Consider the following 21,551-nt stretch of genomic DNA (forward strand, 5'->3'; position numbering starts at 1 on the left):
GTATCTGAACTATCCACAACGCTTGAGGAAAAGGGCACAATGCGGCGCGACATCAAGTCGCCAGAGGGAGATGAGAAGGACGATACGGTTCAAATTTCGCTCTTGAGTCGGGTCTGCTTCCTTCTCCATTTAGTCCGCACTGTTCGTGCAGTACGCCTCACCTCGTTGCCACATGCGTAACAACATCAGCATCAGTATAGACGCTGATAGCGGGCCTGCCAGACGTAATAGCCGGATTGCCTCTTTTCTGACGCTGAAAGGGTGACAAATTCTTCCAGAAAAAGACATAGGAGAAAGGTGAAATGTGACTAAGATGTTTAATAGATAAAACGGTGAGGTAAAAAGCGGCGGGAGAATGTGAATCGCAGCCGGGAATCAGCCTCCCGACCACGGCACGCCTTCAGGCAACAGGCTTTAACCAGAGCAAGTCCAGATTCATTTTTGCCCAGACGTTATTCTCTTCCGGGCCGACAATGCTGTCCCAACAATAACGATCGGCCAGATCGACCGTTTCAGGACGCAGCATGCGGCTGGCCGAAAGCGAATAAAATACGCATACTTTTGGTAACAGCAGAGAGTCCTGACCTGGTTCAACCACGACCGCTATGCGTCCAGAAGCCAGCCGAACAACCGATCCTACCGGATATATCCCCACCGCTTTTACAAAAGCGTAGAAAATTTTTTGATCGAAATGCCCTTCCCAACTGGCCATCTGGCTCATCGCGCTGGCCGGGTTCCAGCCAGCTTTATACGGCCGGTTTGAGGTTACAGCATCATAAACGTCGCAAATTGCGGCCATGCGGGCCAGTTGGGAAATCGCCTTTCCCTTTAATCCATGCGGATAACCGCTGCCGTTGATTTTTTCATGGTGGTGCAGGGCTACATCCAGTACCGCATCGCTGCCGCCGCTTTTGCGCAGCAGCGCTTCACCGAATACCGGGTGCTGCTTCATTATGTCAAATTCTTCAGCGGTCAGCTTACCCGGCTTATTGAGAATATCGATGGAGATACCCGCTTTGCCCACGTCATGCAGCAAACCGGCAGTTCCCGCCAGGCGCGTTTGCGCATCATCAAGGTTAAGCTGCCGGGCCAGGGAAACCATCAGTGCGCAAACCGCCACTGAGTGCAGATAGGTATAATCATCATGCGTTTTCAGGCGCACGACGCTAAGTAAAGCCGCTGGATGCCGGCTGAGAGATCCGCCGATTTCATCCACCAGCGGCAGCGTGCTGTCGGTATCGATGGTTTTGCCCAATCGCGCATCACTGAACATACTCATGACCTGCCCTTTGGCATTCAGGCAAATAGCCTGCGCCTGCATGATCTCTTCATGCATGCCGGTCAGCCCCTTTGCCACCGACTGCTGGGGGTGCGCTTGTGCTTCTGCCGGCGCGATATCAGGCCCGCGCCCTTTTTCCAGGTCGATCCAGACTTCTTGAATACTGCTTTCTGTAACGGTATCGATTTGCTGTTGCGTGGTCAGCAGCATAGCGTTATGCACGAGCGGATGCTTCAGCCAGAAAACTTCCAGCTTATGGACATACATCCCGATACGTAACTCGTGTGTTTGAATTTTTATGATCATTCCACCTCTCCAGCTTCATGCACCGTCCTCCATTCAGCACAGGTATCGGCGTCTCATCTGAAACCTTCATAGTTGGCGGCGGGTTTTATCAATTTTTTACATTTTTCCCTGCCTCAACGCGGGCAGCGGCTGCGGTAGCGTTGCTTCTGCTGTCAGATAAGGCCTCTTTTGTGACAGGTGTGACAGGAAGCCACTATGCGGTCGATGGCGGGCGGGTTCGCGATTAACACGCTGCCCTTTATGCTACGCGCTGAAATTAAGACGGAAGGCGTTTTCTCGCACGAGAGAATAATAAGCCACCTATCCATTAAGTGGCTTTATAATTATCAGGGTTTTTCCTGCTGCAAATAATCCGTCAGGAAATACTGCGCATTACCTTCACGTGACAGATTTTCACTGTAGTATACCGCGTAGCTTTCTTTCTCGCCGGGAAGATATACCTCGCCACCGCTGTAGCTGTTAACGATTAACACGACATATTTTTTACCCTCTACTTCTATTGAGTAATCCCGACGCTTGCCTTTCTTCTCCACGTTCGCCAGCTGGATTTTGCGGTTCCAGGGATGATCAATCTGGGTAATTTGCACCAGGGCTTTATGATCCTGCGGCGGCCCGTAACGCAGCGTCCAGACCTGCATGCCCTGCTCACCAGACCAGGCCTGAACGTTCTCCGCCACTTCGGGCCTCTCTGCGGCTGGCGCCACGTTGCTCCAGCAAAGCGCGCCTGCCAACACTATCCAGAAAATCTTCCGTAACATACCTTCTCCTTTAATATATATAGAATAGAATCCCTACAAGCTTATTACCTATACGCGCTTGCGGTTAACATTCCTGACGCGTGCAGAAAAACCGCTCGCTTAAAGAAAAACACAAGCTGATGGTAAAATAAATATTTTTTTTTGAGAAACTCGAGACATCTTCAAAAATATTATCTGCGGATGACTAACGCACTTACAATTTCACATTATTTAATTAAGTAACAATGCGTCATTACAACCGTTCTAAAAACGGTGGTAATCTAACGGATGTAATATCACCATCAGGCTTATATTTATAAAGTGGCGGATAAACCGGAACGTGTTCGTGAAATAAATCACCGCTTCAGCAGCAGGCTTGCGAAAGGGGGGAATTCAGACAGCCTGCGAAGACAGGGCAATGAAAACAGGATTTGGATCAGTGAAAAACACTGTCGTCGTCGGCCGGGCGACGCGTAAATCCATCATGGGCGGAAACCTGGGTATTTCGCACTTCTCTGATAGCGGCCAGGCAGGCTTTGCGGCGGGCGTCATCGGGTTCTCTGGCGGCAAGGACTCTGAGCTGACGAAGTAGCGCCGTATTGTTAAGCGGACGCTGTTGTTCCAGAAGCGCAAGCGTCGCTTCTCCCAGCATAATGTCTCTTAACTTATCGGTGTCGTGATTGTCCATGAAGGCTTCTCTGTCTCGGTGGTACATAGTGTGTCAATCAGTCTTTCACTCGCGCTTCCTGTGCTGCTGATTACCGGCTCCTGAAAAGGAAAGCGGTTGACACATGCTATGGACAGTCAATATTCGGTACAGAACCAGCTTTCGTCACTTATGACTCACGTCCAAACAGCATAGCAATCAGTTCATGATGGTGTTGTTCAAGATGGGAATGTTTATCGTTTGACATTCGGCTCAGTAATCTGGCGCAGATCGACTGTCGGTTTACCGTCATACCCGATTTCAAAATCTCCATCACCACTTCACCCATTGTTTCCTGATGTGAAGGGACAGCCCGATCAGATACGCTAAAATAGAGGGAAACATCGCTCTCTGTTTTTGGATTGAAACTGTTCTGACGCATAAGTGATCCTTTTAAGCATGGGGGACGTTGCCCGAAGGGGATGAAAACACCTTTCCTGTACAGCTTTCATAACTGTGTACAGTATCATAAAAATTTGCGCAGTTTTTTTTGTGCAAAAAATGCTTTTTCTGGCAACTTTGTGACGCGTTTGCTCACAAAATTAACGGTAAGACGCTGATTATTAGCGAAGGGGTGGATAAAAGGCGGGTTTTGTACAGGTAGCCGATAGCTGTACAACTTTTCTTAATAACAGCATCGGTCTAAAAGGCGGCCACGGGCCGCCATCAGCAGAGGTCAGCTTTTCGGCTTGTTCTTTTCAATTTCAATCGGTGGCACTGAGCCTAAATCGGTTCCGGTGACCGGGTTCAGACTCGGGTCGGAAGCGGTTCTTAAAGCCAGGCTATCCAGATTCGCTTTCTGCTCTTCCGGCAGGCCGATGCTTGCCAGACCGTCTCCGCCATCTACCGCAGGTTGCGGATCGGCGACATAGGTAAAGTTCTCGTCAGAATTCCAGCTGCCGCGTACTTCCCCGCCTTCTGACATGTTGTAATAGACGTTGGCGTACTTCTCGATTGGCGGCAGTTTGCCCGGCGGGAAGTTATTACGGATAGAATACAGCGCTTTCTCAAACGACATCTGGTGCGCGACTTCACGCGTCATCAAAAAGCCCAGCGCATCCTTAACACCCGGATCATCAGTCATATTAATCAGGCGCTCATACAAAATTTTGGCGCGGGCTTCAGCGGCGATGTTTGAACGTAAATCGGCAGTCACTTCGCCAATAGTATCAATATAGGCCGCCGTCCACGGCACGCCACCAGAGTTAGTCAGTGCCGGACCGCCACCATACAGCAGCGAAGTCAGATGGCTGTCATTCCCTTTACCGGTGATAGAGCGGTACAGCTCACCCTCTTCCTCAGTACCTTCGGCCAGATCGCCTTTTGCGCCTTTATTGAGCATCCCTACCATCGTGCCGATGATTTCGAGGTGGCTCAACTCCTCAGTCGCGATGTCCATCAGCATATCTTTGCGGCCGGCATCTTCATCGGCCAGTCCCTGCGTAAAATAGCGACAGGCGGCGGCAAGTTCTCCTTGCGGCCCACCAAACTGTTCCAGAAGCAGATTAGCTAATCCCGGATTTGGGGCCGCGACGCGAACGGTATATTGCAGTTGTTTTACGTGTCTGAACATAGCTCACTCCAGTGTATAAAAAAAACGAACAATGGGCTGACAGAATCGTCATGCCGTTAAAATAAAATAATAATTACGCTTACTATTTTTACTTTAACAGCCGGATATTTAGCAGGATAGAATGTCAATCCCGTTAAGCTTAGTTGTCTTTCTTAATATCACGACAAAAAGAAACGCATAATGGATGAATTAAGAATCCTCCTGGCTATGACTTTTAACGAAAATAACGCAAAAAATAATTTATTACTTTAGTCAATTGCGCTGTGAGCGCCGACTTATCGCTATTTTCTTCTGACAGTTGCCTTAAATAATCCTGTTAAAGATGGAACTGGATGAATTTAATGGTTTACAACAGAAAGGAAATATCGCTACGGCGCAGCGTTGTCTCGTCTGGCTGCTGACAAGAACGGGCATCACCTCGCCGATTGTCGGCAACCGCACCGAAAAGCCTTGCAGGGCGATCTGGCAGCGGGCGGTCTGCTACTGCCCCCGGTTGCGAGCATCCGCTGTGGAAAAATAGCGGTGACCGCGCACCATTATTTATTGCTCATTCATATAGCAAATCAGATACGTGTCTGGCGCGTTTTCGATTTGTAGCGAGCTGTAGGTGTAGGGACTAATCTCGCCGTTTTTATCAACGATCGCTTTTTTACCCGTTCCCATTTTCCCGACTTCATGATAATTCCACATTTTAGTGAACTCCTCACTTCTGGCCATCAGATCCTCAATAACAGATTCAAACTTTTCCGGCCTGCTGCTGGAGGCATAATAAGCCCGAAATGACGCCAGAGTATGTTTGGCCGCTTTTTCCCAGTCATGGATCCTTTGCTTATATTCCTCGCTAATAAACATCAGCTTAAGGGAATTCCTGTCGGCCACCGGCACTAATGACCAGTTAAAGATGTTATCTTCCGTGGCTTTATTCCAGTAAAGCAAATCCATATTTTCGTGGCGGACAAAAGCAGGATAAGGATTAAGCGCGTCCACCATCCTTTTGATTTCCGGCTGCAATTCTGCCGGTTTGTTTTCACTTACGTCACCGCCAAAAACAATAGCGGTCAGGTATTCCTGCTCAACGTTCGACAGCTGAAGCACCCTGCCAATGCGTTTTAACGCCGCGGGCGAAATACGAATCGATCTCCCCTGCTCAAGCCACGTGTACCAGCTTACGCTGACCGCAGCCAGCTGAGCCACCTCTTCGCGCCGCAGTCCTTTGACGCGCCGGTTGAGCGCGCTAAAGCCGTAATCCTCAGGGTTTAGCTTCGAGCGGTGCTTGAGCAGGAAGCTTTTGACATCTTCGTTTTTCATCATTCTGTTCCTGGGTGTGACCTGTAGTCATAGGATAATCCACCCTATTTTTGCGTTAAAACTTTAGCAGTAGAATGGCGGTATTGATAAATGAGTTCAATAAAAGATTAAGGCTGAAATAACATTAATTATCTGGCGACTGATATTTTATTCGCCTGTTTTATCTGTTTGTTTTTCCTTAAGCTAAATTTGCACAACAAAATTATTTTCATTACAGGGCAAAAAATGTCGCCGTTAAAAAAGAGTATTATCACTATGCTTACCGGTCTGCTGACGCTGGTGGCCGTTATGGGGATTGGCCGTTTTTCGCTGACCCCGCAAATTCCGCTGATGATGCATGATGGCTATCTGTCGCTGTCGACGGCGGGCATTCTGGCAGCAATGAATTATGTCGGCTACCTGCTTGGTGCTGTTCACGTCAGCCGCCTGCAAAAAAACCATGCGCTCTACCTTAAAGCGGGGATTGCCGCTACGATACTGGTCACGCTGCTTTCCGGGATGACGTCGCAGTTTGCTTTGCAGTGCCTGTATCGTTTTATCTCTGGCGTGGGTGGCGCATGGGCGTTGATTATCGTGACGTCATGGACTCAGCATAATCTTGCCGCGCATTCTCCCCGGCTTTCAGCGGCGGTATTTACCGGCCCGGGCGTGGGTATTGCACTGACCGGCGTGCTGGCCTGGGTGATGTCTGCCCATCATCTGGATTCAGCCCATAGCTGGACTGTTTATGGCGCGGTGGCGCTGGTGGTTAGCCTGGCTATCTGCCGTTATTTACCGGCGGAGTTTACCGCTGTCCGCCCCGGTGCAGGAAAAAATGAACCGATCGGTGGCCAGCTGAAAAAGCTGGTGCTTATCTATACGCTGGCGGGTTTTGGCTACATTTTGCCTGCCACGTTCCTGTCGCAGATGGCCCATGCGGTATTGCCTAATCCCAACCTGGCGGCATTTTTCTGGCCGCTGTTCGGTCTCTCTGCCGTGGCGGGCGTCCTGCTGGTGATTCTGTTTTCAGGCCGGTTTAATACCCAGGCAAGCCTCGCTTTTGCGATGATTTTGCAGGGCTCGGGCGTGGCGGCAGCGGTCGCTTTTCCGGGTGCATGGGGGCTGCTCTTTTCAACTCTGCTTACCGGGCTCGGTTTCCTGTCCATCATGCAGCTCACCATGAAGTTTGCCCGTGAGATTTCGTCAATTTCCGTTTCCCGTACCGTGGGGCTGTTAACGTCGGGCTACGCCACCGGACAGCTGATCGGCCCGCTGATCTCCTCCGCCAGCGTCTGGTTTTTTGGTTCGCTGCAACCGGCCATTATCATTGCGGCTATGGGCCTTGTTGCGGGGGGAAGCGCGGTCATGACCCTTAACCGGCAGAAAGTCCGGGCCGCGGCACAAGGACGGTAAGAGCGTCGACGGCCAGAACATGGATGGTTCCCTTCAGCGTGAACGCTGTGTTGCCAGCGCTTTTGACCACCGTTCACGCTGGCACCTTGGGCAGACCAGCCGCTGTTGCGCGTTTAATCGCTGAGTCAGCCCGCAGTGGTTACAGGCGTATAATGCTTCCTCCGGCACTATGACAAAATCCTGTCGGTGCTCCGGCGGGAGCACCGACAGGCCCGGGCGGACAGCATCGCGATCGTAATAGTAGATGCTGATGTCGCCATCCAGCTCAATCAGCGCCAGGCGAATTTGTCCAAGGTGCTCCACGCCTTCCTGACGCAGCTCCATAAAAAACTCATCTTCAGAAATGTTCAGCCCGTCGAGACTGTCGAGTTTGTACAAGCCGTTCTGAATCAGCGTAATCACCTGGCCTTCAATGAGTTTTGAAAAGCGGGCGCTGCGTGCGGTCAGAAACGTGGTCAGCCGATACAGCACCAGCAAGACAACAAACACCATGGTAACGGGCAGAACAGGCACATCATCATAGAAGGTGACGTCACCCGATGCCGATCCCAGCGTCAGCACAATGACCAGTTCAAAAAGTGACAGCTGGCGGATACCCCGCCTGCCGGAGACTTTCAGGAAGATAAAAACGATCAGGTAAGCGAAAAAAACGCGCGCCGCGACTTCTATCAAAAAAGTCAGTTCGAGGTCATTAAGCAGAAAGCGATGCCAGTCAAAGGAAGACATAATTGCAGGATTATCCCGGGAAAATGAAGCGCTAAAATTTATCAGCAATTTTTATCATTGTACGACAGTTTATACGGCAAAAAACGTGCGCCAGAATAAATAGTGCCTTTCTGACGCTATTTTCAGCCGTTCATTGCACGCTTAATACGCATTCACGCTTCGCGTCTGTTGAGATAAATTGATAGTTCAGGCGTGCGGTGTTCTGCGTTTTGCTAATACCGTTGGCGTTAAGTCAGATTATTCCCCTGTTTTTAAACCGCTTAAAAAAAGAACCTCTCACCGCACAAAAATAACTAAATTTCCAGTGACTTCAAGCGCTTCGTGGAATTTTCACCTCAATGTCTTGATTGATGTGCGCATTCAACGATACTGTATATATACACAGTTAATTTGGATATTTTCTTATGCAGCCGATCCGTCCTGCTGATTTTATGGAAGAAATTCCTTTGCCGCTTTTTATTGAGCGCGTCTCCTGCGGCTTTCCAAGCCCTGCACAGGACTACGTTGAAGAGAGGCTGGATCTTAATAAAATGGTGATCCGTCATCCCAGCGCAACCTATTTTTTAAAGGTGAGCGGTGATTCAATGATTGAGGCAGGCATTGGCGATGGCGATTTATTAATCGTCGATCGTTCACTGTCTGCGGATCATGGCGATATTGTTGTCGCCGCCGTGGCGGGTGAATTTACCGTCAAAGAACTGCGCACTCGCCCTCTTCTCCAGCTGGTGCCGCATAATCGCCACTATTCGCCGATTATTTTTCACAGCGAAGAGGAACTGGAGATTTTCGGCGTTGTGACTTTCATCTTAAAAGCCACTAAAAATGTTCGCGCTGGTTGATGTCAACAGTTTCTATACCTCCTGCGAGACTGTTTTCAGGCCGGATTTAAAGGGCAAACCCATCGTGGTCGTTTCAAATAATGACGGCTGCATTATTTCACGCTCCGCAGAGGCGAAGCGGCTGGGAATAAACATGGGTGAGCCCTATTTCAAAATAAAAGAGGCGTTGAAACAGCGTCAGGTGCAGGTCTTCAGCTCCAATTATACGCTTTACGCCGATATGAGTTATCGGGTGATGTCGATTTTGACAGAGATGGCGCCCGCAATGGAAATGTATTCGATCGATGAAGCTTTTATTAACTTATCCGGCGTGAGCAACTGCGTTTCCCTTGAGGCTTTCGGGCGGGAAATCCGCCAGCAGATCCTGAAACAGACCGGACTGACCGTTGGCGTGGGTATCGCACCCACCAAAACGCTGGCCTTATACAGTGATCAATAATTTTTAAATGGCCATGATACTGTGGCCTCTCAAACTTGTGCCAGTAGCATATGTATTTAACGGGGAGCAGGTCACCTATCAGGTGCTGGATGACTTAACCCGGCAGCTGATAGGCAAAGAGGCGGACTATTCTCGAATCGTGGCAAGGCTTGCAGGCCGCTACGGAAAGAGGCCTGAAGACGCGAAACGATGAAAGGAAATACCACAATAGTGAAACCTTTAGAGCAATGGAGCCGGTCTTCATATGAATACATAAATGGTCTCCTGAAGGTCCAGGAAAACATCAGCACTCCTCGGGCATCCGATCTATACTGGCCTGGCAGGAAATTCAGGCAATACATCACATAATGTGTCCAATGTTGAAAGCATGGATGCAGGGAATAATAAGCTCCAGTAACATTTTGAACTTCCGCATCGCTTCAGGCACATAATGGTGCATAAACCTCATAAACACATTTTTACTACTGCACATCATGTAAGCTGGTTGAAGCCCCGGCTGCCTGCATGAATTTTATTCAAGGATAAAAAAATGAAATTATTACGCTGGGCATTGGATGCATGTAGAAAATTAGAGGCCTGCCTGATCAGAATGCAGCCTGATGAAGAGACTGCGCCAGATTACGGCTTTACTGCGCTTACACCAAAAAAAATTCCCCTGACTCCTTCTAATGAATACTTCAGGGCGCTGAAATTTGCCCTTTCACAGAAAAGCGTCAGAAATATAGCCGTTACGGGTTCTTATGGAGCAGGGAAAAGTACCGTCATAAATTCCTATCTCGAGGAATATGAAAAAGGGCATTTTATAAACGTCTCACTTGCGGGTTTCGATATGCCGGGGAATGGCGATCCCGCAAAGTCGCAAGAAGTTGAACTGAGTATTCTGCAGCAGATACTCTATAAAAAAAACAGAGATGCGCTCCCTGATTCAAGGATAGATCGCATCTTGAACAGAAATAAAGCTCATATAGGTCGTGTTTTTTGGGCATCGCTCAAAATCCTTCTTCCCTTATGCGGGGTTTTATTTCTCTTATTCCACGAGAAAGTACACCAGTCTACCGGTGTGCCTGATTATATATACAATATAATCAATTCATTACCTTACGGTAAAATAGCTGCTCTGTTTATCCTATCTCTTGCAACGCTTTATTATATTGTAGAATGTGCCTCAAAAGTTGGAATTTTTGATAAAAAAATAAAGCTCAACAAGGTCGGACTGCTCAGTGGTGAAATGGAGCTCGACAGCAGGGAGGCATCGTCACTACTCAATAATTGCCTGGATGAGATAGTCTATTTTTTTTCAAAGCTTGAAGAATACCGCATCGTTATTTTCGAAGACCTAGACAGGCTTAAAAACCCTGAAATATTTGTCAAACTGAGAGAAATAAACAAGATCGTCAATAATAACCTGTCAGATGACAAGCCACTGCGCTTTATCTACGCTGTACGCGACGACATATTTTCTGGTGCGACCTCGCGTACCAAGTTTTTTGATTTCATTGTGCCCATTGTGCCGGTTATGGACAGCAGGAACGCATTCTCGTTGCTTAACACAAGGATGAGCGAGATGATCCCTGGAGGCGAAGAGTGCCTGCGCGGCACAGCTACGTATATAAGCGATATGCGCTCGCTACAGAATATTGTGAATGAATATCGTATATTCAGTGCGACGGTTGATAACCATAATCGTCAAGTCAGCCTTTACGCCATGGTGTTCTATAAGAACATTTTTGCGCATGATTACAGCCTCATTGATAGAAATATAAGCTTACTTTACCGATTTGTATACCAGTACCGTACACAAACTCTTCATGAGCAATATTTTACCGGCCTTGATGATCGCATTGATTCCCTAAGCCGAAAACTGACTGAGATCCGTAGTGAAAAATCCAGCACTGCTGAGGACGTCAGAAGAAGTTTAATTTATTTATATCTGCCGGAGAAGTTAACGGGGATGGTTCATTTCTTTAAAAAAACAAAAACTGTCGGATATCACCAACCCGCACCTCAGCAGGCTGATACGAACCAGCTCATTAGCGATGAGTCTGTATTCGAGAGTTTTTTTTCCAGCACAGGTATCTCACTAGGCTACATATCCCAAAATAGGTATATTACTCAGGAATTAACTGACGCTGAGAGAACTAAAATTTCTGACAGTTATCAGCGCCGAAAAGAACTTGTCGGTGAAGAAAGAGAGAGAAATTATATCAGGGTTCAGGGCGAGCTGAAGCAGGCCCGCGAAGATAAACGTCGCCGGAATGCCATCACCTTGGCAGAATTAGTTAAGCTGCTGCAAAAAAAGAAGTTTGACGCCATTGCTTCACAATATATGGATGATATTGATACGCATGATTTCCTCAGTGCAGATCATAAAAAAGCCGTCAGGGATGAAATGCGGTACGGCGGCTCAGATGCGCTTTATCTGCTGCTGTCACGGGGCTATCTCGACCAGGATTTCATGCGTTCTCGTTCCGTTTTCCATGAGGGCGGCCTGTCTGTAAACGACAATGAGTTTATCAAAAACGTGGCCCTCGGCCTGTCCGCCGCCAGTGCTAACGAGGATATCGCATTAGATGATGTGAGTGGTGTCATTCTCGAAATTGGCGCGCAGCATCTTCTGCACCATGATGCGAGCCTGCATCATCAGATAGTCGCTCACATGCTTAAAACCGGCGATAGGCACCTCAATGAAATGCTTGCCACGCTTTTCACTAAATCAAGGAAGCATGTTCTTGACCTGATGGTGACGCTGGATTCCCGTTTTGCTGAGCCTGATACTTTTGCCTCACTACTTGTGCAGGCCCTGGATAAAAACCGCTACCTGGATGTTCTGGTTGCACATCTCAACGAGGCGGGTAATGGCGGGTCATATCTCCGGATCGCTGCAGCTGTTATCTCTCACATAGAGCCCGATCGCGCAGAAAATCGCAGTGACTATCGGCGTTACGTGGAGTCGCTTGGCAGCGGTATTGCTGATTTCCTTGAGCCTGGGGAGAGTCAGTCGTTTATGACTCATATCGCAAGCCTTGAGGTAAAATATGAAAGCCTGAGTGTTCCTCTTTCGGACGCCGAACAGGACTTCGTCCGATTTATCGGTGAGAATTCGCTGTATCGTCTCACCGGAGAAAACGTGGGGATAGCGCTTGCCGCACAGTTGTCTGACGGGCAGGCTACCAATGAAGAGTGCAGAGCTTTGCCCTGGACGACCGCACAGGTGCATGCGCTTCCTGCGCTCGCGTACTTCAGGGAGAATGCTGACGAATTCGTGGAATCGGTGTTCCTCAGCTCACAGGAACAGGGACAGGCCGTCACAGACGTACTCGCACTGGAAACGCTGAGTGATAAAATGAAGATCAGGATTGTCAGTGAAATGAGCTTCTGCCTGAATAGCCTTTCGGAAGTATCTCCCGAACCCGCCCTCACGGAAGCGAGCCCGCAGATGTCTTTCCATGACTTATTCTATAATCACGATCGGATCAAGGCCGGATGGCCGGAACTGCTCTCATACATCAGTGAAGACTGCAACATGCAAGTTCTGACCGCATTTATGACGCGACACGCCGGTACGTTATCACTCTCCAGCCCGGAGGTAAGTCAAGGCGATATTTACGAATTACTTTATAAGAAGGTTATCTGTAACGCGGAATTCAGCAGCGAAGATTATAGAAAGATTATGACTCACGTCGAAATCAATACGTCCTGTTTCGATGAAGATATCGGTAAAGATCGGCTTGTTTACCTGCTAGAAATGAATAAAATACCCTTGTCAGAAGAGAATTTCTCTCACGTAATTAAAAATGTATCCGAAACTGACCGCAAATTTTGCATGGCACTCGCAGGCTGGTTCTGCCGATATCAGGATGTCTTTATGACAGCAGCCGATTTATATCTGCATAAAGAAGAGATCGAGGAGGTATTTACCAACCTACTGGGCCAGCTTATGCATTCTCCCTTATTTTATAGTGTTAATAAAATGGCGCTGTATCTTCACTATGAGGAGCATTATTTAGATGGCGACGAATGTGATATTAACCTGCCGCAGGATATAAAAATATCCGCTTTCTCTGCCACCACGTCTCAGGAAATGAAGATGCGTTTAATGACTTCACTCATCGCCAAAAACTACCGTGATAAAAAAAGGCTGGCCGAGATGGCGGGAAAAATGGACGAAAGCGAATTGCAAAAAATATTCACTCAGAGCACCGCAGCCACCCTTACGCTTAATGACCGGGATACATGCGTGCCGCTGCTTGATGTATTACGGGAAGCCGCACTAATTAAAGGCTACGAGTTCAGGGACGATGGGAAAGTTTTTGTGACCATCAGGCGTTCGGTATCTGAAAATGAAGAGTAAGCACGCAGGGGGACCGGCAGCCGCCCGATAAGAGAAAATGGGCAGATTACGAGCAGGCGGCGCTATGTGAAATTTGAGGAAGTGTTAGGGGTAAAAAATCTCGCCAGAATTCACGCAGCATTGCCAGCGCATAAAGAGGGTTTATGCCGCTACCGGTATTAAATGGCCAGTATGGTGTGGGTATCCGATGGATTCGCTTCAGAGCTCCGCGAGCGTCTGCAGCGTTTCCGGGTTCTGCTGCACCATACGGATCAGTAGAACAGCCTGAGCATTAGGTTTAGCACGGCCCCGCTCCTAGTTTTGATAGGTGCTCTCCCCCGTATGGAGATAATGTGCAAAAACTGCCTGTGAAAGATTAAGTTTTTCGCGCACGTCGCGCAGCTCCTGCGGCGCAATAGTGTCGGGTTCGCGCTTGCTTACCTTACAGGTCTTGAGCGTGAGATTTCCGTCCTGATGGTCTTGAAGCTCCTGCATACCCGCCATCAGTTCACTGAAAATGTAGCGTTCAGTCATGTCTCAGCCCCTTCTTAATCACGTTCAGCGTCTCTGGGAGGGCATAGCGCTGCTGCTTGGTCAAATCGTCACACTGACTTTTATCATGGACGGTAAACAGAATAAACTGACTTTTCGTTTGTACAACAATAGATAACTCTGATCTCGTCTCTTGAGCCCGTGTTCCGCCGCTCGCCACTGAACCGAGCTTTATGCAAGCTGAGTAATTGCATATTACTTGGCGATCATTTGCATTTTACTTGACCATCGCCAACAAAATTTTCCGCTCCGCTGATGGGCTGAGTGATGCCTATTTGAGCGGGGGCTATGTGCCAAAAGTGGACATTGATAACATTGAGATATGTTAACTTATGGGGAGCAGGTCAAGCTAGTTACGAAAAATAGAAATTAACTAGATTAGTATAATGCTCGTTGTTATAATTAATTTTTAAAGTAGCGCTAGATCTTTGAGGGTAAACGAGATACTAGGCATTCAGAGAGCGTGTGTATATTTTCAAAAAGATAGGGTTTCGTTAAAGGATAAATCAAAGGAGCGGGAATGGTTTATGTAACAATAGATGGAGATGATGTGGGGCAGAAAATTTCAGCATCATATCTTTTTAATAATGTTGATGAGTTGATTAAAATTAATGAGTTGGTTAATTTTGCGACTTTAGAGATATCAAGAATTTTAGCAGAATATGGATTTGAAATAATCTTCCGTGCTGCAGATGGCGTAGCGGGAACGATAGCTAATAATTTTATCGATCTCAATGAAGTATTCAATAAGATTCAAACCATCTCCTGTGAGGATATCACATTTTCGATGGGGTCAGGTAGCACTTTGAAAGATTCATATGTGGCTTTAATCACGGCAAAAAGCAATGGGAAAAACCAGCATTATAGCTTAGTGGCTTGGGGTGAGAATGTTTAGAATTATCAATTTTATTAAGTTGTTAAGGATATCAGCATTATTTACAACTATTGTTAGTATTTTTAGTTATCAATTTCTTCATCGTTTTTGGGATAACGACCTACCATTAATTAAAGTAATTAGTATCACTCCTTGGGTTAGTTTTGTGATCGTAATTCTACTTACAACTGCCACAACATCAAGATTTTTCTGGAGGGTGCTGCGGTACTTTAAAAAGGACTTGTATCCAGATTTAAACGGAAGCTGGATTGGGGAGATTACAACTGAAGGAAACATAGTTATCCAAGCTAAAGCAACAATAAAACAAACCTTGATCAAAACTGAAATCATACTTCATACAGAGACCTCTAAATCAGAAACGCTAGAAACGACCCCTTCAATGGATAATGGTCAGTGTAAGCTTTATTATGTATACAGGTCTATCCCAAAAGACCCTTCAAGGCAACCTTACACAGGCTCTACAATATTTGATATTAGAACTAAAATCGCAGGAACATCTTTTATTATGGAACTTTCGGGATCATATTTTACAGACAGAAAAACAATAGGTCGCGTAAGGCTAGAGCAGGAAAGTAATAATGTCCATAAGGATGTTTCGTTCTATTGAACGATTTTTTATAACATGCTTTGCTAGCAACTATCAATCTACTCAAAGCCTAAATGGATCCCTTCGCCTCCCGGCTTAGCCGGGTAGTCAGCCCGAATAGGTCGCTTAGTTTCGCCGAACCGTGCGAGTGCATTTTGGGCCTGCTGTTGAGATCTGCTTTCCCTTGATTAATACGCAGCTGCGTCAGCAACGTCTGCTATTGGCAGAAAAGCAGACTCTTAGCTAAAAGTCTGCCCCGTTTATCTTCACTTTTTACTTTAGAGTTACTTTATTTTTAGGATATATTTTATTCTCGTTTTGTAGCGCGTTAACTGCATTTCACGTTCCTTTCAAATACTTTTAAATAAAATCTTTCATTGATCAGTGATTGGCATATTAAGCATAAAAATCCGAAAGAAAATAACAGCGTTATTATTATTTTTTACGACGCTTTGATTTTACGTCCCAGAAGTCATAAAGAAGGTTACTTTCTGAATCTTCAAGTCCTTTGATATTTTCCGATAACATTTCATCCAGACTTTTATCCTGAAACTCTCTTGGAAGTTGATCGTGGGAGTCTTTCATTAAATGCAGAGCCTCTGAAAAGCTAGAGACGTTATTACGCTGTGTTCTTGCGATGTTTATGAGACATCTTTTTTGTAGAAAAAAAGCCTCTAAGGTGTTTTTTATATTATCATCCTCTAAATTCTCTCGGTAAACATCTGACACATCGCTCCACTTTTCTTTTTCCAGAAGAAGGCTTTCAAAATCAACAGGAAGAGCATTTTTGAAAGTTATTAACCTTTCACCATTTTCGCGATTAAAAATATTTATTCCAATATTTCTAAAGACTACGTCGGCGAACTGAGAGCAGAAAAGAGATTTTTCATTTTCTCTGAGAATGATACCTTTGTTATACGTCTTATGCATGTGAAATATTGCAATTTTTTTTACTTGATCTTCGATCTCGTCTTTCACCTCACTATGTCTTATGACTCTCCAATTACCTCCTGATTTATTAATCAACTCAGAGAAGAAAATCAAATCAACACCACAAGACTTGTCAGCGTGTATAAATCCGCCCTCTCCTAAACTCAATGCAATGTGGGTCGTGTTTACGGATTTTTGTAGGCGCAAAATCTTTTGACCAAAAATGTTACCCCGCGTTCGATTGTTTACTAAAAGAATATCACCCGCATTTAGGCCAAAAATAGACATTTCTTCTCCTTTTGTTAGTCAGTTACCCAATTATGCCATTCACTGTGAACTATAAATCTTTTGTATTTATTATTAAAGTTTCATTTATGGATCATAGTTAAAACGTGCATGGTGAGGACAGAAATGTTTCCTGCTGCGACCCATTCCCAAAGTGTCATGGCTTGGTATTATGCGGATCCAGCGGGTCGAGGGCGGCACAGAAGTAGTTTTCTTAAACCATGGGGGATAGCAAAGGACCTCTGCCTGAACTTGGTACCAGTTCGACGTATAGAGATTTTCTTCCGACTATGACAGCAAGCATGGGCCGCTTATCTAGACGATTCTCTGATAAGTTTTTCCACTCTGATCTATCGAGGCCAGAAGGATGTGGATGATCTTCCGGATGGGTATGCCATTCACCCAGATAACGTATTGTTCCTTTACTCGCAGTCCATCGAGACAAAGCAATGGTATCGTGACCAAATGGCATCCGCTCGAAAAGGTTACGAAACCGCTTGTCCCATTCAGTGGGGAAAGTAGCTTGCTCGATAATCATATGGTTTCCATGAACGGAACCCAACAGAAGCCCTCCTGCTTCGCAGTCGGAGTCGCAGTTCTGAATATGCTGACAGAATGTTCCTAGCGCTGCTGTAGAAAAATACAGCAATGTTCTTTTATCATGGGTCCCCCATGAGTCTAAAAATTGCATAGAGGGCACTCCGGGTCATTAAATGGATCGCAATCGGGCGTGGCAAGCTGCTCTATCTGATCGATCAATCGGGTGCGCAATGCAGGAGAATAAGTGCCATTAACCCAATCAAGCGCCATTTCAGTTCCTAAGCTTGCAGCATGCACTGAGACCGAAGCGGGAAACGGAACATATAAGCCCTCACATCCATGACCCGCCAAGATGATAGGAGGATGTTCAACCGTGGAGCGCAGTTCGCCTCTCCTATTGCTATGCCAAAGACATCGGTAGCAGGCACCTGATGCAGTTGTTCTAATGAGAGCACGTACAGTAGTCCCCGGGCCTTCAATCCAGACTGAAAGCATGGGCGTTGGATGTGGATAGTGACCGCAAAGCCAATGTCCTAGAGATTCTTCCCCTGTTGCATCTATGAGTAGGTCTGGCTTTCCCAGTTGGGCTTGCCTGACATCCACGGGTAGCGCACGGATCTCAGTGCTTGGTGCCAAGCGCCTAAGTTCCTTCGACATCGCCTCGGCTTTGTTCGATAGAAGATCGGGAAATCCCAGTCGATGACGACCAATGTTTTGTGGGAGAAGGTAGTCGAAATCTACTAGGGTGAGCTTCCCGCCTAATGTCCCCGCACCAGCCTTGACAAGCATGTCAGCAAGATAGCCCCCGATCGTTCCGCATCCAATGACGGCGATGTTCTTACCTGCCAGAGTCTTGGAGTTCGGAATGTTCCTCTGGGCAAGGTAGCCATCATCAATTCTGACTACGGAGATGGGCATCACTTTCAACTGATAGCTAAAATCCCTACGATCTACGTGCTTCTTCTTTCTAACCAAATTTTTACGGTCATAGAAAACTGCAAAACCATACGTCATCAATGGAGATTCAATAAAGATCAAGCTACCATTGGCTTTTTTCTTTTCTCCTTCTTTAATACGTCCGTGAATTTTACGCCGACACTGAGGGTCAAGAATGCTCTGCCATTCCAATATATCTCCAACTGTTTTAGGCGGCCAATGGCTTGTCAGAGGACGTGGTTGAGTTTTTGTCTTTACACGATAAGTTAGCACCGTTTTATCGGTAACTTGGTAGCCCAGAGACTTGAGTTTCTTAGCTGTTCGACTCTCATCATCGGTAACGAAGTACAACGATCTCTCATTTGCTTGCGCGACTAAACAGTTTTGTTCTCCTAAGTCTTTACTCTGCATGTCTACGAAGCAAAATAAACCATTCCAGTAGGCGAAGAATTCTTCCGCAAGATCTTCAACCAACTGACCATCCAGTATCTGCCCTAACACAACTGCTGCGCGCTCCAAGCATGCCAGAGACTGTCCTACAGGGTCGTAGATGTCTAACACGACCGTGCCTTTGGCTATATAGCAAAGCCCACCATCAGCACCAAGATGAGGAACCGTGGCGGGCAATTCTGGTGGGATTTCCAGCAGCCGGATGCGAGGCAAGTCGAAGAACGAGGGGTCGAGTTGAAGTTCACACAGATAACCCTTGTCTGCTTGGGGAGGGGTCAACCGTCCGTGTAGCCTTAACCAGCCGTCATTCGTATTTCCGACAAATACGAAACCTTTCTGTTCGAAGACCTCGACCACACCTGCAACAACATTGGTATTTTTCATCCAGCTTTTGTTCGCCCGATAAGTTCACTCGGACCGGCAGTTGCGGGAGCCGCAGCAATGGTGGCAGCGACGGATACGACTTTGACCCGATTAGGCTCATTCGGAAATCGGGGGCCGAATGAGCTCTGCATCCAACTGCATGCCTGTGAAGGACTGCCAGCATCAGTAGCTCCGCGAAGAACCTTTTCAAATTCTTCGAAGGCCTCTGCTGCCTCTTCAACTCCGGTCTTGCCCAGCCGTGTAGTAAGCGACTCAGCCCCTTCCACTGGATTGTCTACTCCTGCACGTAGCCGCGCTGGCAGTGCCGCAACAACATCTAACAAGGCAAGATCGTCACGTCGATCACGTTTCTCAAATAGTGGTGCCGCAGCAGCCATCAACAAGATCGAGGTAGGTCCACCGCTAGGCCACCGCCAATCGCGGAACGCTTTCAAATAACGAACTACTCGGCGTAACTGTTCACCCTTTGCCTCTATTTCGCCCAAGAACCACTCTTTAACAGGCCTAGGATCTGAGGCCATCCAGTTGCGCTCGCGGTGAGCCAGTAGCACTTTATCTGCAGGCAACGCTGTCCAAACGTCCCGTTCAGCAATGTTTATTGCTTTCGCTAATGAGTCATATCCATAACTTTCCATTGCGGCTCTTAGAGTGGCAAACTCCTCATCGGGGATAGCATACAGCGGGATGTCAATGTGGGCATAGGTTGAAATGACAATGCGGATGCAAGTCGGTTTGTCGGTGACAAGCGTCCACCGCTTTGTATCAATTAGCGGTTTCAAGGCTTCTTCTGCAGCATGAAAGAACACTGTCGCTGCGGTACTAGGGCGCTTTGTCTGCGAGACGAAACTCAATGGCAAATAGCAACCATAATCGACATCTGCTTGTTGGGGCCGCTGTGCCGGAGAGTTCAACGTCTTGTATGCCCACGAACCTTGAGTGAAGAAACGTGGTTGAGGTATATCTTCTGTGTAGCCGAGTTCATTTAGCACCCGTGGAATACCGGTGCGCAGACAGTCCCTGACATCCTTGCGGGCACTGGCGATCCAATCTCGTTGCTCTGGCGATAAATCCAGTTCGTCGTGCATACAGGATTCGTCATCAACGGTGGTAAAAAAAAGTGGGCTAAGGTTCAGCATGTAGCCTCCGATGCGTTCTTGTTAGGGCCGTGATAGAAGATGGGTATGCCGGCCTGATGCGTTCGAAATGGTTTAAATAGTGGATCGCCGAGAGCACGCTGTGCCGCATGCTTGCCTCGATCTTTAAGCGTATTGGTGGCACCGATTGAAACCCGATCCAGCGCTTTAATATCTTTGCTCTGATCGGGTGTTGCTTTATCGTCAATCTGAAAATATTTGTCTCCCAACGACTGTCGCAGCATATAGTGCACGGATGACTCCTGCGCAGAAATAACCAAGTCAAATAGCCCCCCGCGCCACTTGCCGAATCCGCGATCTAAGTTGGCATTGCCACGGATAGTTGCACCGATTGTCATTGTGCCAATCGAGAGAACTCGAATTAGAGCATTTTGGTCAGGTGTTAGGAACGTATTAACTTCATGCAACCCAAAAAGGCCAGGAGCGTTGCCTACCAACCCTCCGTCTGCGAAAACACCACTGTTATTGCGGGCCAACGGAAAATAGACGGGGGCAGCTGCGGTCGCCAATGCCACATCAACGATCCTCATGTGATGATCTAACTCGAAGGAAGGATGGTGAGGTGTCTTGAAAAATTGCCCGCACCCTGTTGAGTAATTGACTGCTGGTACGAGAACTCGATGCTTCAGGTTACCGATCGTGATGTCTTGGAAACGTTCGCTAAGCACCTCTTTCAATCCCTTCGAATCATGCTTCGCGTTCAACCAAAACCCCAGAAGTCGCCTTGAAAGACTGCGGCAACCGAAGATACGATTGCCTTCGTCTTCAAACATTGCCTTGAGTTCTTGAGCCGGTATTTCTGCAGCTAGCCCCAAAGCGAGCATACCTCCTGCAGATGTGCCGCAAATAAGATCGAAGTGCGAAGCTATAGGGCGGCCTAGCGCGATTTCGAGTTCGGCGAGAACTGTAGCCGTATAAAGGCCTCGATAGCCTCCACCCGAAAGGGCGAGCACATGATAAGTGGGGATGTCTGCCATAGTACTTCAGCCTCTGGGGGGAAGAAATCGTTACCGTAACAAGCGTCGTTAAAGGGCTTGTTGTAAGCACTCCAGTTGGAGATCCTGGACCTCTTTTTATCCACCGGATTGCCTGTATTGTCAAGGGGATGTGTGCTCTACTCCAGCTACTGAACAAAAGTTCGATTTATCCGACAGAGTCTAAAAAAACAGCATAAAAAACAAACTTAACATAGCTTACTGCTTAC

Annotated in this window: 17 protein-coding genes and 2 pseudogenes; 6 read left to right on the forward strand and 13 right to left on the reverse strand. The window is 47.2% G+C overall.

The features are described from left to right. Positions 1 to 400: 400 nt before the first annotated feature. The 6 genes from AAGQ96_RS12340 to AAGQ96_RS12365 all read right to left on the reverse strand — a co-directional run bounded on the left by AAGQ96_RS12340 (position 401) and on the right by AAGQ96_RS12365 (position 5,912). Entirely contained in the window at positions 401 to 1,585 is a 1,185-nt protein-coding gene (locus tag AAGQ96_RS12340) for an HD-GYP domain-containing protein (RefSeq protein WP_147198472.1), read from the reverse strand. Between the two features lie 326 nt (positions 1,586 to 1,911). Continuing rightward, positions 1,912 to 2,343 carry a hypothetical protein gene (locus AAGQ96_RS12345; protein WP_147198474.1) on the reverse strand — a complete coding sequence of 144 codons (432 nt, stop codon included), beginning with the start codon at positions 2,341 to 2,343 and terminating at the stop codon, positions 1,912 to 1,914. A 415-nt stretch (positions 2,344 to 2,758) separates the two neighbouring features. After that, positions 2,759 to 3,010, reverse strand: coding sequence for a hypothetical protein (locus tag AAGQ96_RS12350; RefSeq protein WP_147198475.1), 252 nt, complete (start codon positions 3,008 to 3,010; stop codon positions 2,759 to 2,761). 148 nt (positions 3,011 to 3,158) lie between these two features. Then, positions 3,159 to 3,410: a regulatory protein YcgZ gene (ycgZ, locus tag AAGQ96_RS12355; RefSeq protein ID WP_147198476.1), complete on the reverse strand. Its 252-nt coding sequence runs from the start codon at positions 3,408 to 3,410 to the stop codon at positions 3,159 to 3,161. A gap of 294 nt (positions 3,411 to 3,704) precedes the next feature. Next, positions 3,705 to 4,601: a manganese catalase family protein gene (locus AAGQ96_RS12360; protein WP_147198477.1), complete on the reverse strand. Its 897-nt coding sequence runs from the start codon at positions 4,599 to 4,601 to the stop codon at positions 3,705 to 3,707. Between the two features lie 540 nt (positions 4,602 to 5,141). Further along, positions 5,142 to 5,912 carry a helix-turn-helix transcriptional regulator gene (locus AAGQ96_RS12365; protein ID WP_147198479.1) on the reverse strand — a complete coding sequence of 257 codons (771 nt, stop codon included), beginning with the start codon at positions 5,910 to 5,912 and terminating at the stop codon, positions 5,142 to 5,144. Positions 5,913 to 6,134: 222 nt separating this feature from the next. On the opposite strand from AAGQ96_RS12365, the gene AAGQ96_RS12370 reads away from it, so the two are divergent. Beyond that, positions 6,135 to 7,301, forward strand: coding sequence for a YbfB/YjiJ family MFS transporter (locus tag AAGQ96_RS12370; RefSeq protein WP_342753686.1), 1,167 nt, complete (start codon positions 6,135 to 6,137; stop codon positions 7,299 to 7,301). A gap of 33 nt (positions 7,302 to 7,334) precedes the next feature. Here the strand turns inward: AAGQ96_RS12370 and AAGQ96_RS12375 are convergent, their stop codons facing one another. Continuing rightward, a complete protein-coding gene (locus tag AAGQ96_RS12375; protein WP_147198481.1) occupies positions 7,335 to 8,027 on the reverse strand; it encodes a YetF domain-containing protein in 693 nt (230 codons plus the stop codon). 404 nt (positions 8,028 to 8,431) lie between these two features. Here AAGQ96_RS12375 and umuD point away from each other — a divergent pair, with 404 nt between their 5' ends. The 3 genes and pseudogenes from umuD (at position 8,432) to AAGQ96_RS12390 (ending at position 13,656) form a co-directional block, all read left to right on the forward strand. Continuing rightward, positions 8,432 to 8,866 carry a translesion error-prone DNA polymerase V autoproteolytic subunit gene (umuD, locus tag AAGQ96_RS12380; protein WP_342753687.1) on the forward strand — a complete coding sequence of 145 codons (435 nt, stop codon included), beginning with the start codon at positions 8,432 to 8,434 and terminating at the stop codon, positions 8,864 to 8,866. After that, a pseudogene (locus AAGQ96_RS12385) lies at positions 8,850 to 9,287 on the forward strand (DNA polymerase V subunit UmuC); the annotation flags it as partial. The gene umuD and the pseudogene AAGQ96_RS12385, both read left to right, overlap by 17 nt. 547 nt (positions 9,288 to 9,834) lie before the next feature. Beyond that, positions 9,835 to 13,656 carry a P-loop NTPase fold protein gene (locus AAGQ96_RS12390; RefSeq protein WP_342753688.1) on the forward strand — a complete coding sequence of 1,274 codons (3,822 nt, stop codon included), beginning with the start codon at positions 9,835 to 9,837 and terminating at the stop codon, positions 13,654 to 13,656. Between the two features lie 198 nt (positions 13,657 to 13,854). Here the strand turns inward: AAGQ96_RS12390 and AAGQ96_RS12395 are convergent. Then, positions 13,855 to 14,169: pseudogene (locus AAGQ96_RS12395) on the reverse strand (type II toxin-antitoxin system MqsA family antitoxin). A gap of 538 nt (positions 14,170 to 14,707) precedes the next feature. Between AAGQ96_RS12395 and AAGQ96_RS12400 the strand changes: the two are divergent. After that, on the forward strand, positions 14,708 to 15,082 hold the full coding sequence (locus AAGQ96_RS12400; RefSeq protein WP_342753689.1) for a mCpol domain-containing protein: 375 nt from the start codon (positions 14,708 to 14,710) through the stop codon (positions 15,080 to 15,082). Further along, positions 15,075 to 15,689 (forward strand): hypothetical protein, encoded by a 615-nt coding sequence (locus AAGQ96_RS12405; RefSeq protein ID WP_342753690.1) that lies wholly within the window; start codon positions 15,075 to 15,077, stop codon positions 15,687 to 15,689. Before AAGQ96_RS12400 ends, AAGQ96_RS12405 begins: the two co-directional genes overlap by 8 nt. Before the next feature lie 414 nt (positions 15,690 to 16,103). Here the strand turns inward: AAGQ96_RS12405 and AAGQ96_RS12410 are convergent, their stop codons facing one another. From AAGQ96_RS12410 to AAGQ96_RS12430, 5 genes are all read right to left on the reverse strand, one after another. Beyond that, on the reverse strand, positions 16,104 to 16,886 hold the full coding sequence (locus tag AAGQ96_RS12410; protein ID WP_342753691.1) for a YiiX/YebB-like N1pC/P60 family cysteine hydrolase: 783 nt from the start codon (positions 16,884 to 16,886) through the stop codon (positions 16,104 to 16,106). 211 nt (positions 16,887 to 17,097) lie between these two features. Next, positions 17,098 to 17,574 carry a Mov34/MPN/PAD-1 family protein gene (locus tag AAGQ96_RS12415; RefSeq protein ID WP_342753693.1) on the reverse strand — a complete coding sequence of 159 codons (477 nt, stop codon included), beginning with the start codon at positions 17,572 to 17,574 and terminating at the stop codon, positions 17,098 to 17,100. Continuing rightward, complete coding sequence (locus AAGQ96_RS12420) at positions 17,562 to 19,193, reverse strand: ThiF family adenylyltransferase (protein ID WP_342753694.1); 1,632 nt, start codon at positions 19,191 to 19,193, stop codon at positions 17,562 to 17,564. Before AAGQ96_RS12420 ends, AAGQ96_RS12415 begins: the two co-directional genes overlap by 13 nt. Continuing rightward, on the reverse strand, positions 19,190 to 20,329 hold the full coding sequence (locus AAGQ96_RS12425) for a CBASS cGAMP synthase (RefSeq protein ID WP_342753695.1): 1,140 nt from the start codon (positions 20,327 to 20,329) through the stop codon (positions 19,190 to 19,192). Before AAGQ96_RS12425 ends, AAGQ96_RS12420 begins: the two co-directional genes overlap by 4 nt. After that, on the reverse strand, positions 20,323 to 21,324 hold the full coding sequence (locus AAGQ96_RS12430; protein WP_342753696.1) for a CBASS cGAMP-activated phospholipase: 1,002 nt from the start codon (positions 21,322 to 21,324) through the stop codon (positions 20,323 to 20,325). Before AAGQ96_RS12430 ends, AAGQ96_RS12425 begins: the two co-directional genes overlap by 7 nt. Between the last annotated feature and the right edge of the window lie 227 nt (positions 21,325 to 21,551).

The sequence above is a fragment of the Pantoea sp. MBD-2R genome, from assembly GCF_039134845.1.
Lineage (GTDB): Bacteria > Pseudomonadota > Gammaproteobacteria > Enterobacterales > Enterobacteriaceae > Erwinia.